15 protein-coding genes are annotated in these 12,982 nt (G+C 69.1%); 3 read left to right on the top strand and 12 right to left on the bottom strand.

What is annotated here, in order from left to right:
• Positions 1-50: 50 nt before the first annotated feature.
• The gene (ggt, locus tag KCH48_RS09090; RefSeq protein WP_210571867.1) at positions 51-1,850 is read right to left on the bottom strand and encodes a gamma-glutamyltransferase; all 1,800 of its coding nucleotides are present in this window, start codon (positions 1,848-1,850) and stop codon (positions 51-53) included.
• 82 nt (positions 1,851-1,932) lie between these two features.
• Between ggt and KCH48_RS09085 the strand changes: the two genes are divergently transcribed.
• A complete protein-coding gene (locus tag KCH48_RS09085; protein WP_210571865.1) occupies positions 1,933-2,691 on the top strand; it encodes a hypothetical protein in 759 nt (252 codons plus the stop codon).
• A gap of 228 nt (positions 2,692-2,919) precedes the next feature.
• Here the strand turns inward: KCH48_RS09085 and KCH48_RS09080 are convergent, their stop codons facing one another.
• The 8 genes from KCH48_RS09080 to KCH48_RS09050 form a co-directional block, all read right to left on the bottom strand.
• Complete coding sequence (locus KCH48_RS09080) at positions 2,920-3,327, bottom strand: DUF6278 family protein (RefSeq protein ID WP_210571863.1); 408 nt, start codon at positions 3,325-3,327, stop codon at positions 2,920-2,922.
• A gap of 123 nt (positions 3,328-3,450) precedes the next feature.
• Positions 3,451-4,230, bottom strand: coding sequence for an exodeoxyribonuclease III (locus tag KCH48_RS09075; protein WP_210571861.1), 780 nt, complete (start codon positions 4,228-4,230; stop codon positions 3,451-3,453).
• A gap of 45 nt (positions 4,231-4,275) precedes the next feature.
• Positions 4,276-4,911: an MBL fold metallo-hydrolase gene (locus KCH48_RS09070; RefSeq protein ID WP_210571859.1), complete on the bottom strand. Its 636-nt coding sequence runs from the start codon at positions 4,909-4,911 to the stop codon at positions 4,276-4,278.
• A 31-nt stretch (positions 4,912-4,942) separates the two neighbouring features.
• Positions 4,943-6,238 (bottom strand): 4-carboxymuconolactone decarboxylase, encoded by a 1,296-nt coding sequence (pcaC, locus tag KCH48_RS09065; protein ID WP_210571857.1) that lies wholly within the window; start codon positions 6,236-6,238, stop codon positions 4,943-4,945.
• 239 nt (positions 6,239-6,477) lie between these two features.
• Positions 6,478-6,609 carry a hypothetical protein gene (locus KCH48_RS42890; RefSeq protein WP_282615127.1) on the bottom strand — a complete coding sequence of 44 codons (132 nt, stop codon included), beginning with the start codon at positions 6,607-6,609 and terminating at the stop codon, positions 6,478-6,480.
• Positions 6,610-6,745: 136 nt separating this feature from the next.
• Positions 6,746-8,485, bottom strand: a complete 1,740-nt coding sequence (locus tag KCH48_RS09060) for a pyruvate dehydrogenase (protein WP_210571855.1) — start codon at positions 8,483-8,485, stop codon at positions 6,746-6,748.
• Positions 8,486-8,540: 55 nt separating this feature from the next.
• Positions 8,541-8,879 carry a GNAT family N-acetyltransferase gene (locus KCH48_RS09055; RefSeq protein WP_210571853.1) on the bottom strand — a complete coding sequence of 113 codons (339 nt, stop codon included), beginning with the start codon at positions 8,877-8,879 and terminating at the stop codon, positions 8,541-8,543.
• A 22-nt stretch (positions 8,880-8,901) separates the two neighbouring features.
• Positions 8,902-9,891, bottom strand: coding sequence for a pirin family protein (locus KCH48_RS09050; RefSeq protein ID WP_374104666.1), 990 nt, complete (start codon positions 9,889-9,891; stop codon positions 8,902-8,904).
• Between the two features lie 131 nt (positions 9,892-10,022).
• On the opposite strand from KCH48_RS09050, the gene KCH48_RS09045 reads away from it, so the two are divergent.
• On the top strand, positions 10,023-10,511 hold the full coding sequence (locus tag KCH48_RS09045; protein WP_307840843.1) for a carboxymuconolactone decarboxylase family protein: 489 nt from the start codon (positions 10,023-10,025) through the stop codon (positions 10,509-10,511).
• Between the two features lie 320 nt (positions 10,512-10,831).
• Here KCH48_RS09045 and KCH48_RS09040 read toward each other — a convergent pair whose 3' ends face one another.
• Complete coding sequence (locus KCH48_RS09040) at positions 10,832-11,242, bottom strand: (4Fe-4S)-binding protein (RefSeq protein WP_210571850.1); 411 nt, start codon at positions 11,240-11,242, stop codon at positions 10,832-10,834.
• A gap of 38 nt (positions 11,243-11,280) precedes the next feature.
• Positions 11,281-11,589 carry a GNAT family N-acetyltransferase gene (locus tag KCH48_RS09035; protein WP_210571849.1) on the bottom strand — a complete coding sequence of 103 codons (309 nt, stop codon included), beginning with the start codon at positions 11,587-11,589 and terminating at the stop codon, positions 11,281-11,283.
• A gap of 166 nt (positions 11,590-11,755) precedes the next feature.
• Between KCH48_RS09035 and KCH48_RS09030 the strand changes: the two genes are divergently transcribed.
• Positions 11,756-12,223: a MarR family winged helix-turn-helix transcriptional regulator gene (locus KCH48_RS09030; protein WP_210571848.1), complete on the top strand. Its 468-nt coding sequence runs from the start codon at positions 11,756-11,758 to the stop codon at positions 12,221-12,223.
• A gap of 191 nt (positions 12,224-12,414) precedes the next feature.
• Here the strand turns inward: KCH48_RS09030 and KCH48_RS09025 are convergent, their stop codons facing one another.
• A complete protein-coding gene (locus KCH48_RS09025; protein ID WP_307840842.1) occupies positions 12,415-12,798 on the bottom strand; it encodes a nuclear transport factor 2 family protein in 384 nt (127 codons plus the stop codon).
• Between the last annotated feature and the right edge of the window lie 184 nt (positions 12,799-12,982).

The raw sequence follows: 12,982 nt of genomic DNA, 5'->3' as shown, positions 1-12,982 counted from the left end.
ATGCGGCTCCGCCGCGCGGGCGCGACCAGCCCCCACACACCCGCAGACCCCTACGGCGCGGGGTACACCACTCGCGCGGACCCACCACCCCGCCGCACCTTCTCAGCAGCAGCCAGCCACTTCCCGCCCGGCAACCGCTGCACACCGGCCGCCGCCCCGATCTCCGGGTTGAGCCTGAACGCGTGCCCGATGCCCTCCAACTGTGTCCTCAAGTCACTGTTGTAGAGCCCTGGTTCCAATTCCGTCTGCGCAGCGTTCCGCTGGCTCGCCCGCGGCGCAGCAATCGCGTCGACGAGCGGCAACCCCCGATCCAAGAACCCCGTCAGCGTCTGCAGCACGGTCGTGATGATGGTGGCCCCACCGGGCGACCCGAGCGCCACGACCGGCTTACCGTGCTGGTCGAGGACGATCGTCGGGGACATGGAGGAGCGCGGGCGCTTGCCCGGGCCCGGCAGGTTCGGGTCGTGGACGGCCGGATTGGCCGGGGTGAAGGAGAAGTCCGTCAGCTCGTTGTTGAGAATGAAGCCCCGGCCCGGGACCGTGATGCCGCTGCCGCCGGTCTGCTCGATGGTCAGCGTGTACGAGACGACGTTGCCCCACTTGTCGGCCACCGTGAGATGGGTCGTGCTGTCGCCCTCGTACGTGGTCGGAGCCGCCGTGCCTCCCGTGTCGCAGGCCGCCGGATCGCGCGGGTCGCCCGGCGCTACCGGACTCGTCAGCACCGCGTCGTCCCTGATGAGGCACTCCCGCGAATCGGCGTACCGCTGGGACAGCAGTTCCTTCGTCGGTACGTCCTCGAAGGCGGGGTCGCCGACCCAGCGCCCCCGGTCCGCGAACGCGATCCGGCTCGCCTCGATGTAGCGGTGCAGGTACTGCGCCTCGCTCGCCTTCGACAGGTCCGTGTTCTCCAGGATGTTGAGGGCCTCACCGACCGTCGTGCCGCCGGAGGACGACGGCGCCATGGAGTAGACGCCGAGACCGCGGTACGAGGACTTGGTCGGGGCCTGGAGCTTGGTGCGATAGGTGGCGAGATCCTTGGCGGACAGGTCGCCCGGGCGGGCGTTCCAGCCGGAACTCGGCTCCACGGGCGGGTTGTTGACCGTGTCGACGATGTCCTCGGCCAAGTCGCCCCGGTAGAGCGCGCCGACACCCTTCTTCGCCAACTCCGCGTAGGTGCGGGCGAGATCGGGGTTCTTGAAGGTGGAGCCGACGACCGGAAGCGCGCCGTTCGGCAGGAACAGCTCGGCCGTGTCCGGGAAGTAGCGGAACCTGGTCTCGTTGGCGGCGGTCTGCGTGCGGAAGGTGTCGTCGACGACGAAGCCGTCACGCGCGAGTCGCTCCGCCGGCCTCAGCAGGGTGCCCAGCCCCCTGCTCCCCCACTTGTCCAGCGCCTTCTGCCAGGTGGCAGGCGTGCCCGGGGTTCCGACGCTCAGGCCGCTGCTGACGGCCTCGGCGAAGGGGATCGCCGTGCCGTTCTCCACGAAGAGCTGCGAGTCGGCGGTCAGGGGCGCGGTCTCACGGCCGTCGATCGTGTGCACCGTACGGGACTTGGCGTCGTAGTAGACGAAGTAGCCGCCTCCGCCGATGCCGGAGGAGTAGGGCTCGGTGACGCCGAGCGCGGCGGCCGTGGCCACGGCCGCGTCGACGGCGTTGCCGCCCCGCTTCAGGACCTCGATACCGGCGGCGGAGGCGTCCGCGTCGACGCTGGCGACGGCACCGCCGTAGCCGACAGCGACGGGGACCTTCTCGACGGCCGGACGGGAAGCGGTGGGAGGCGCCGCCGCCCCCACCGACACCATGGCGACCGAGACCGCCAGGACCGACAGCTTGCGTGCGACGGAACGACGCATCCGCACCTCCAGTCAGGGACCGTTCGCGCAGCCTAATGGATCGACATGCCCCCGTCAGGAGCACCCGCTACCATGCGCGCCCATGAATGACGACGTACGCAACATCGTCCTCGGCGTGGTGGCCGCGGGCATCAGTGCCGCGCTCGGCTGGCTGGCCCGGACCTATGTGTGGAAGCGGAAACTCCGCCGCAAGCAGGCCTTCTTCGGGCTGCCGGAAAACTCGGAGTCACTGCTCGTCGTCAACCGCGACCCGGCCACCTCCGAACCGGCGGTGCACCGCTTCGACGTGTTCGCCCTGCTGGAGCTGTCCGCGCTGATCAAGGACTGCGGTGCGCACACCCAGGTGATCACGCAGGACGCGGCCCATCAGGGTTTCGGCGAGCGCACGGAGTTCTGTGTGGGCGGGCCGGGGTCGAACCGGCGCATGCTGGCCCATATGTCCGCGATGCTGCCCGGGATACGGATCAACATCGACCCCGAACCCGGCCCGGACCGGGGCGCCTTCCAGATCGGCAGCGAGCGCTACCGCATGGAGGCGGGCGTCGCCGAGTACGTGCTGCTGGCCCGGCTCACCGCGGGCGACCCGAAGCAGAGCCGTCCGGTCTTCCTCTTCTGCGGCCAGCGTGCCATCACCAATCAGGCCGCGACCCGCTATCTGGCCCGCAACCACGAGCGCCTGGCGCGCAAGCACGGCAGCAACTCCTTCGTCCTGCTGCTGAAGGTCATCAACTCCCAGGCCTACGGACCGGACGTGGTCGAACTCGTCGGCGATGTCACCCGGACCGCGCAGACGCCGCTGCCGGCGCCGGCGGCTCCGCGCAATTCCCACCGCGCCTCCTGAGTCCCACCCGGCGTGCAGCTGACCTTCTCCTCGCCTCCGCAGTGCGAGCAGTGATCTCCGGCTGCCGCCGGGCGGGCCTGGCGCTGTGACTGCTGCCCCCTACCCCGCTCTCAACTGTGTCGTGGTTGCCGCAAACTATCCGGATAAGAGGGGCGTAAGTACACGACACGCACCTTTCGGGCATTAGCCGTATTTACCGCGAATTGCCAGATCAAGGGAACTTGAGGGTCACGCCTCCGCGACCTCCGCGTACAGCTGCGACAGCTCGGGCACGCCGCTGGACGCCCATTCCTGACCGGAGGCGACGACATCGAACTCGCGGCCCGAAGCGAGCCGGATCACCGGCTGGCCGTTGGGCCAGATCTCCCACGCGGCGCCCGGCACGGTACGCACGATCACGGTGCCCAGATACAGCCCGGCGTCGTTGCCCAGCCAGGGCAGGATCTCCTCGTCGTCCCGCCATCGCGGGACCAACTGGTCGAGTTCCTCCAACGAGGCGGCGGAGTCGTCCAGTCGGACGCCCTCCTCGGACGCCTGGGAGCGCAGCAGTTCACACTCGGAGAGGAGTTCGGCGATGCCCTCGGCGTCGGGGAACCCGGGCTTCTTGCTCCGGTCGCCCAGAAAAGGGATCTTCATACCCCCAGCCTGTCATTCGCACCGCCGTGCGCACCACAGGCGCGGAGGTGATTTACCTGCGGGTCGGTGGGGGCTGGTCGCGCAGTTCCCCGCGCCCCTTTGGGGCGCGGCAGCACACGCTACTTACACATCCAGGTCCACTACCACCGGCGCGTGGTCCGACGCACCCTTCCCCTTGCGTTCCTCTCGGTCCACGTAGGAGTCCTTGACCGCCTTGGTGAACGGCTCGTTGCCGTAGACGAGGTCGATGCGCATGCCGCGGTTCTTGGGGAAGCAGAGCTGGCGGTAGTCCCAGTACGTGAAGGGGTGGTCGTACTTGAGGGGGCGGGGGACGACGTCCGACAGGCCTGCCTCGCGCAGGGAGGCGAGGGCCGCGCGCTCGGCGGGGGTGACGTGGGTGGAGCCTTCGAAGGCGGACACGTCGTAGACGTCGTCGTCAGTCGGGGCCACGTTGTAGTCGCCCATCACCGCGAACGGGCGGCTGCCGGACGCGTCGCCGGCGACGGTCGCCTTGAGGGCCTCGAACCACTGGAGCTTGTAGGCGTAGTGGGGGTGATCCACCTCACGGCCGTTCGGCACGTACACCGACCAGACGCGGACCGGGCCGCAGGTGGCGGAGATGGCGCGGGGCTCGACCACGCCGTCGAAGCCGGGGTCGCCGGGCAGGCCCTTGACGACATCCTCTAGGCCTATGCGGGAGAGCACCGCCACGCCGTTCCACCGGCCGGTCGCGTGGACCGCCGACTCGTAGCCGAGCTCGCGCAGTTGGGCGGACGGGAACTGGTCCTCGGCGACCTTGGCCTCCTGGAGGCAGAGCACGTCGGTGCCGCTGCTCTCCAGCCAGGCCAGGAGCCTCGGCAGGCGGGCGGTGATCGAGTTCACGTTCCAGGTCGCGATGCGCATGTCCCACAACCTACCGGGCGGGTCTGACAACGCGGCCCGGGGTTCTCAGACCTCCGCCGACGCTCCCGGCGTCAGCCGCAGGTGCTCCGCGCCGCCGAGGGCGCCGATCTGGTTGTCGTAGATCGGACGGGCCAGGTCGGTGAGCAGGGCGTCGTGGATGTCGTACGCGCGCCGCGGCTTGACCTCGCGGACGTAGTCGATGACCTCGGAGATCTTGCTCCAGGGGGCCATGACCGGGAGCATCAGCGTGTCCACGGCACGGTCGGGGACGGTGAGGGCGTCGCCGGGGTGGAAGACGCGGCCGCCGTCGACGAGGTAGCCGACGTTGGTGATGCGGGGGATGTCCGGGTGGATCACGGCGTGCAGTTCGCCGTGGACCTGGATGTCGAAGCCCGCGGCGGTGAAGGTGTCGCCGTGGCCGACGGTATGCACGCGGCCGGGGAAGGCGGCCGAGATCTTGTCCGCGACGGACTTGAGGGTCCAGATCTCGGCGGCCGGGTTGGCCTCCATGGCCGACCGCAGCCGCTCCTCGTTGAAGTGGTCGGGGTGCTCGTGGGTGACGAGGATCGCGTCCGCGCCGACCGCGGCGTCCTCCTCGCTGAACCCCCCGGGGTCGAGGACGAGCGTCCGCCCGTCCTTCTCGAGGCGGATACAGGAGTGCGACTTCTTCGTCAGCTTCATGACACCATCCTGCCTCCGGGGCGCCGCGGGCTCACTCCGTGGGCGTGGTCTCCTCGCGGATGACCTGCTGAGCCACCTTGAACGCGCTGTTCGCCGCCGGTACGCCGCAGTAGACGGCCGCCTGCAGCAGCACTTCCTTGATCTCGAGGGGGGTGAGGCCGTTGCGCAGGGCCGCCCGGGTGTGGAAGGCGAGCTCGTCCAGGTGGCCGCCCGCGACGAGGGCGGTGAGGGTGACGCAGCTGCGGGCCCGTCGGTCGAGGCCCGGCCGGTCCCAGATCTCGCCCCACGCATACCGGGTGATGAACTCCTGGAAATCCCCGGAGAATTCGTCGGCCTGCGCCAGCGCCCGGTCGACGTGCGCGTCGCCGAGCACCTCGCGGCGCACCTTGAGCCCGGCGTCGTACGGATCCGGTCGCCCCGTGGGCTGCGGCGGTACGACGGCCGCGGCAATCTCGGCGATGGGCGCGGGCTGCGGCGGTGCGGCCAGGACCGGCTTGACCGGGGTGGCCTGGATGGCGACCTGGCCGGTGGAGGTGTCGTAGGCGGGCTGCCAGGCGGTGGAGAAGTGCCGGACGAGCAGGTCGGTGACGGCGGCGGGCTGTTCGACGGGCACCAGGTGGGAGGCGCCGGGGACCACCGCGAGCCGCGCGTCCGGTATTCCGGCGACCAGGGTGCGGGCCTCGGCGGGGCCGGTGACCTGGTCCTCCGAGCCGACGAGCACGAGGGTGGGGACGCCGACGCGGCCGAGTTCCGGCCGGACGTCGAAGGAGGCGAGCGCCTCGCAGGCGGCTATGTAGCAGCCGGGGTCGGTGGTGCGCACCATCTGCACCGCCCACTCGGTGATCGCGGGCTGCGCGGCGGCGAACCCGCCGGTGAACCAGCGGTCCGGGGAGCTACGGGCGATGGGGTCGAGCCCGTTCGTGCGCACGATCACCCCCCGCTGCCGGAACTCGTCGGCCGTGCCGAAGCGGGGCGAGGCGGCGATCAGCGCGAGCGAGGCGAGGCGCTCCGGGTGCCGCAGCGCCAGCTCCACACCGACGGCGCCGCCGAGCGCGCAGCCCGCGTAGCCGAAGCGCTGCACGCCGAGCCCGTCGAGCGTGGCGAGCAGCCGGTCGGCCACCTCGGCGACCGAGCCCGCCGGGTACGCCGGTGCGCCACCGTGCCCCGGCAGATCGAACCGGAAGACGCGCCACTGCTTCGTCAGCTCGGGGACCTGCCGGTCCCACATGTGCCAGGTGGTGCCCAGTGAGGGACCCAGGATCAGGACTGGTAGGTGTTCTGGCCCGTCAAAGCGGTACTGCAGCGTCTCTGTCTTGCCTTCGGTCACGGGTTCACACCTTCATCTGTCACGATCTGTCACACGTTCCCTGCGAGACCTCCACATGCCTCCGCTGCTGGAAGCAGGTCCGCCACGTCCCGCTTCAGGTACCACTTCTTCGTCGTCTTCACGTTCGTGTGCCCGGTCCACCTGGTGAGCAGGTGATATGGCACATCGTTGTCGGCGAGTACGTGAGGCGAGACGCCCGAGCATCGTACAGACGGGTGAGAACCTGGCCGCCCGAGGCGCTACTCCGGTGACTGCCGGCCGATCCCAAGATCGCTTACGGCGTCGAACCCGACGCGCTCGTGCGGTGGAGCGGCTGGGCGTGCGATGTCGGCTCCCAGGTCGAAAGCGGCAGCGGCGATCGCATCGGCCATGTCCGCCTCCTGGTGCTGTCGCTTCGCCCGTTCGTGATGTGCGCTCAGCAGATCAGCAATTCTCCGGATCGGACCGTGACGGAGGTCAGAGGCCGGTGTTTCCTCGCTCATGGATGGCGATTCCCTTCCGGACATCTCAGAGGCGGGGAACGTTTCGCAGGTTGGCGCGGGCCAGGTCGAGCATCTTGCCGACGCCGCCGTCGAGCACTGTCCGGCCGGCGGCGAAGGCGAATCCCTTGACCTGGGCGGCCGAGATGTGCGGCGGGATCGACAGCGCGTTGGGGTCGGTCACCAGGTCGACCAGGAACGGTCCGTCGTGGGCGAGTGCCTGCTTGAGTCCGTCGACGACATCCCCGGGGCGCTCGATGCGGATCGCCTCGATGCCCGCGCCGCGGGCGATCGCCGCGTAGTCCACCGGCTCGTGGTCGGTCTCGTGCTCGGGCAGCCCCTCGACCAGCATCTCCAACTTCACCATGCCCAGGGAGGAGTTGTTGAAGACGATCGTCTTCACCGGCAGATCGTGCAGCTTCACCGTGAGCAACTCGCCCATCAGCATGCCCAGTCCGCCGTCGCCGGACATCGAGATCACCTGGCGGCCGGGGTAGGCGAACTGCGCGCCGATGGCATGCGGCAGCGCGTTGGCCATCGTGCCGTGCAGGAACGAACCGATCACCCGGCGCCGTCCGTTTGGGGTCAGATAACGCGCCGCCCACACGTTGGACATGCCGGTGTCCACGGTGAACACCGCGTCGTCGGCGGCGAGTTCGTCCAGAACCGAGGCCGCGTACTCGGGGTGGATCGGGATCTGCCGCTCGGCGTCGTGGGTGTAGGCCGAGACCACCTTCTCCAGCGACCTGGCGTGCTTGCGCAGCATCCGGTCCAGAAAGGCACGATCCTCCTTCGCCCGGACCAGCGGCAGCACGGCCCGCAGTGTCTCCCGGACATCGCCGTGGACCCCGAGTTCCAGCACCGTGCGACGGCCGAGGCGGCCCGCATCGTGGTCGATCTGTACGGTCCGCGCCTGCGGCAGGAAGTCGTTGTACGGGAAATCGGTGCCGAGCAGCACGACCAGGTCGGCCTCGTGCATCGCGTCGAAGCAGGCACCGTAGCCCAGCAGACCGCTCATGCCCACGTCGTACGGGTTGTCGAACTGGATCCACTCCTTGCCCCGCAGGGTGTGCCCGACGGGGGCGGCGGTCTTCTGGGCGAGCGCCATGACCTCGGCGTGCGCGTCCCGCACTCCCGCACCGCAGAACAGCATCACCTTCCGTGCCGCGTTCACCTTCTCGGCCAGCGCCCGGACCTGTGTGTCCGGCGCGACGACCCGGCCGCGTTCGGTGACCAGATCGCTGCTCCCCGTCGGGTGAGTCGCCTCGGCGTGCGCGACATCGCCCGGTATCACCAGGACCGACACCGCGCTGTTGCCGAGAGCCCGCTGCATGGCGATCCGCAGAACCCGGGGCATCTGCTCGGGGGTGCCGATCATCTCGCAGTAGTCGCTGCAGTCGGTGAACAGCCTTTCCGGGTGCGTCTCCTGGAAGAATCCGGTGCCGATCTGGTGGGACGGGATGTGCGAGGCGAGTGCCAGCACGGGCGCACCGGAGCGGTGCGCGTCGTACAGCCCCTGGATCAGATGGGTGTTTCCGGGGCCACAGCTTCCGGCACACACCGCGAGCCTGCCGGTCAGCTGCGCCTCCGCTGCCGCGGCGAAGGCGGCGGCCTCCTCGTTCCGTACATGCACCCACTCGATGCCGTCGGTACGGCGCACCGCGTCGACCACCGAGTTCAGGCTGTCACCCACCACCCCGTAGATCCGCTCCACGCCCGCCTGGCGCAGAACGTCCACCAGCTGCTGGGCCACGGTCAGATTCCGCATCGCCGGACTTCTCCCCTCAGGTCTCAATATAGTTGATGCATCTACTTTAGAAGCATCAGTCGAGCTGAGCCTTCAGCCACCGCAGAACATCAGGAGTGACCGGGTCGGTGATGTCCGCGAACTCGTCGTGCCGCTTGAGGAACTTGGCGACGTAGGGGCAGACCGGGACGATCCGCATTCCGGATGCGCGCACGTCGGCGAGTGCCTGCTGGACCAGCCGCGAGCCCAGGCCCTGGCCGGCGAAGGCCCCGTCGATCTCCGTGTGGAAGAAGACACGCTGCACGCCCAGGTCACGGTAGGCGGTCAGACCGGCACGTCGGCCGTCGACCAGGATCTCGTACCGTCGATCGGCGTCCGCACGCTCGACGACCGTGATGGTGGAGGACTCGCTCATGGTGTGCCTTTCGTAAGGGAGTTCAGCGGGTCGGTGGGTTCCGGCGCGGTGTGATGACGGCATTCGGCAGGGCCGGTGCGGGAAGGCGGCCGCTGGGAGAGTCCTCGATGACGCCGAAGCGTTCGGAGGACGCTTCCCAGTCCTCGCGGGCCTTCACGATGTCCTCGTGGCTGCGGCCGATGAAGTTCCACCACATGACGATCTCCTCCCCGAAGGGCGGTCCTCCGAGGAGAATGGCCCGCGCCGGGGCGTCGGTCTCATTCACCATCGTCAGGGTGTCCGCGCCGCGAGGGACGTAGCCGAGTTCGGCGGGCCGCAGCACCGTGTCGATCAGGCGGATGTCCCCGCTGTCCACGAGGAGGCCGTGCTCGAAGGCCGCGTCCACAGCGAGAGAGAGCGCCGCGTGGGGTTCGATGACGATCTCGGCGCCGAGCAGCGGCGTGAACGCCCGGACCGGGGAGGTCCGGCCGGCGAGCGAGCCCAGAAAGACCCGGATCTCGGCCCCGTCGGTCTGCGCGAGCTCGGGCACGTAGTGCTGGAAGTCCCGGGCGGTGTCGCGGTGTTCCTCGGGCAGCGCGACCCACAGCTGGACGCCGTGGATGACCGTGGTGTCCGGCGTGGAGATTTCCGAGTGGGCGATGCCGTATCCGCCGGTCATGAGGTTCATCTCGCCGGGCCGGACCAGGGAGTGGGTACCCAGGGTGTCGCGATGCTCGACCTCTCCGCTGAACAGCCAGGTCACCGTCTGGAGTCCGGTGTGCGGATGCGGGGGCATGTCCATGCCGCCCAACTCGGCGACCTGGTGCGGGCCGTAATGGTCGGCGAAGCACCAGGCACCGATGAGGGTGCGCGCCCGCTGGGGCAGGGTCCGCCGCACGCGCATCGCACGCGGACCGCCGAGGGGGACTTCACGCGCCGACAGGACGTCGACCCGGAGGGTTCCGGCCGGCCGGTCGCCTTCGACGAGCGCACCGCAGCGTAGAGCCTCGGCATCGCCTTCCGGATTGCTCACCGAGAGCACCTCCTCGACAGTCATCATCAGCCTAGTTGTTACGTCAACTATGATGCCACGGAGGCAGACCGATGGCCACAGCACCCGCACGGACGCGGGCCACTGAGAGCGTGACCCGAAGGAGACCCCACGTGAGCAACCAGACCCCCAGCTCCCCACCCCGCAGAATCTTCATCGACAAACAGAGCCCCAAGGCCTTCCACGCCCTGGTGCAGGTCTCCGAGGCGGTCCGGGCGACAGCCTCCGAGGCCGGGCTCGACCGCATCACCGTGGAACTGATCAACCTCCGCGTGTCACAACTCAACGGCTGCGCCTACTGCCTCGATGCGCACACCAGGGCGGCCCTGCGGACCGGTGAATCACCACAGAGACTCGGAATCCTGAGCGCATGGCGGGACACCGACCTGTTCTCCCCCTCGGAGCGCGCCGCCCTGGCGCTGGCCGAGGCCACAACCGATCCGGCGAACGCCACGACCCAGGCATCCGCCTATGAGGACGCCCGACAGGTGCTCTCCGCAGACCAGATCTCAGCCGCGATCTGGGTGGCGGTCACCATCAACGCGTTCAACCGCGTGTCGATCATGAGCAAGCACCCCGTACCGACGCGCCAGGAGAAGTAGTGGCGATGGGCCGGGCCGTCCGATGAGGGTCGTACGCCGCCGGCGCAGATGCCGAGGACACCGATTCGCTGCGGCTTCGAAGTCGCGGGCGGCGAGGTGGGACGCCATAGTTCGCACCGATCCGCTGCTTCACGCTGCTGCCGGGCGTGGAGACGTGCACTCGCAGCCCTGGCGGCGGAGCACGACCTCGGGCAGGCGAGGATCAACCCGCAGGACCGCACCGAGCTGCAGCGCCTCCTTCAGGAGCCGCACTCACCCACCGACCGGGCGGAGCTGACTGCGCACGCCCGGGCCACATGCGGGAAGCGGGCACGGGCGCGTCACTGGCCGCAGGGCCCCGCGTGGTCGCAGTACGGCTGGAGGCGGCTCTGCCCGCAGCCGCACAGCATGGCCCTGGTCTCGGCGCGCGCACCTTGCGGCGTGTCCACACTCAACTCCCCGCGCACCGTCAGCTGCCCGGTGGCACCGCGGGTGATCGTGGTGGGCCGGTCGGGCGCCTCCGCCTCGCCCTCCACGAGTTCGTACTGGAGCGCGCCCGAGGGACAGCGCCGCACGACCTCCGCCAGACGCTCGGCCGTAGTCCTGTCCGGCTGGATCCACGGCCGCTTCGTCGGGTCGAACACCTCGGGCAGGCCATGGACGCATTCGGCGGCATGGAGGCAGCGCCTGGCCTCGAAGGTCACCGTGATCGACTCCGCCTGGTACGTCTTCCGCTCGGATTCACCGCTCATACCCGCCTCCACTACCGCCTACCGCCGCGCTCGGCTTCTCAGTCACTGACCTTGCTGCGGGACTGGTACAGCAGGTCCTGGTATTCGGGGTGCCGGCTGATCCAGCCCGCGAAGAAGGGGCAGGTGGCCAGAACCCGCAGGTGGGCGGCGCGCGCCTCGTCAAGGGCCGTACGGGCCAACGCGGACCCGACTCCCCTGCCCTCGTACTCCGGCTCGACCTCGGTGTGCACGAACGCCACGAGTTCCGTCGTACGGATGTATTCCGCGACGCCCGCCACCTTGGACTCTCCATCGACACGGGCTTCGTAGCGCTTCGCCTCGGGCACGTCGCTCACTTCGACCGTCATGTGTCCTCCTTGTGGGCCTGATCCCGCTCAACTCGGCAGAATTCCGTCAGCCAGGACTTCAGCCTAACCCCGCTAGGTTGACGCATCAACTTACCTCTCGACGAGGGCATCCGCTCGCCGCCACCGCCAGTAGATGAGCTGTCAACGATTTCGTTAGACTGCCTTCATGGACACACAGCCGCGCTGGCTCGACCCGGAACAGAAGGTCGCCTGGGACAACTTCATCCGCATGCAGGAGACGCTCATCGGGCGACTGTCCCGACGCATCCAGGCCGACTCCGGAATGTCAGCAGCCGACTACGTGGTGCTCGTCAGCCTCACCGAAAGGGGCAACGGGCGGATGCGCTTCCTGGATCTGGCCAAGCGCGTGGAGTGGGAGAAGAGCCGGATGTCCCACCAGGTCACGCGGATGGCGAAACGCGGGCTCGTGGCCAAGGAGGAGTGCCCCGATGACGGCCGCGGAGCGTTCATCGTCGCCACCCCGGCCGGCTACAAGGCGATCGAGGAGGCCGCGCCCCAGCACGTCGAGGACGTGCGCCGCCTCTTCATCGACGCCCTGACCCCGAACCAGCTCGCCACACTCGGCCGGATCTCCAAGCGCATCCTGGACCACATGGAGAAGCAGCCGGACTGACCGGGCGAGAGGACGCGACTGGGGTTTCCCCAAGGGCGCGGGGCCAGCTGAGTTTTCACGTGGAACCCTAAGGCAGCATGGTTGACTCGTCAACCTCCGAGGTCAGGGCACAAGTAGCCGTACGTCGCCCGTACTTGGCGGCGGCAAGGCAGACGTCGGGCGGCACTGCGGGGTCGTCGGGCGGCACCGGCTCAGCCGGGGAGGCGGGTGAACTCGTTGCGAAGGTGGCTGATAAGCCCCTGCGCGTCGAGCGTGGCGTGTTCCACCCCGGCGACGGTGATGAGACTGCCGTCCGTCTTGCGTGCCGCGCAGACCCACTCGGCCCTGAGGGTGCCGTCATCAAGGACCGTGGTGTTCCAGAAGTGCTTCATCTCGGCATGGGCGGCGAAGTGGGCACGGTAGAAGGCGGCGATGGCCTCACTGCCGTGCGCCGGCTCCGGGCCGATCTCGACGGTCGCGTCCGCCGCGAAGAGCGCCAGCGCTTCGTCCAGAGCCGCTTCGTCATGGACCGCCAGGTCGGACAGCCCCATGTAACGGTCCAGCGCGGTGGAGGTCGTGGTCATGATGGTCGTCACGCTCTTCTCGTCATGTTGAGGCGTTCCTCGGTACGGAAACCACGGAGGCCCGGAGCGGCTCCCCCATCGAGCCCGCATACAGGTAGGGATGCCGGCGCCCGCGGCGAGTCCCGCGCCGCGGACCATGACATACCGGCGAAGGCGCGGAATTTCTCGTACGGCGCTTCTCACCGCTCCCCCAACA

Source organism: Streptomyces sp. GESEQ-4 (assembly GCF_017948455.1).
Taxonomy (GTDB): domain Bacteria; phylum Actinomycetota; class Actinomycetes; order Streptomycetales; family Streptomycetaceae; genus Streptomyces.
The sequence above is the reverse complement of the archived record's forward strand: the minus strand, read 5'-3'. Positions and strand labels throughout refer to the sequence as shown.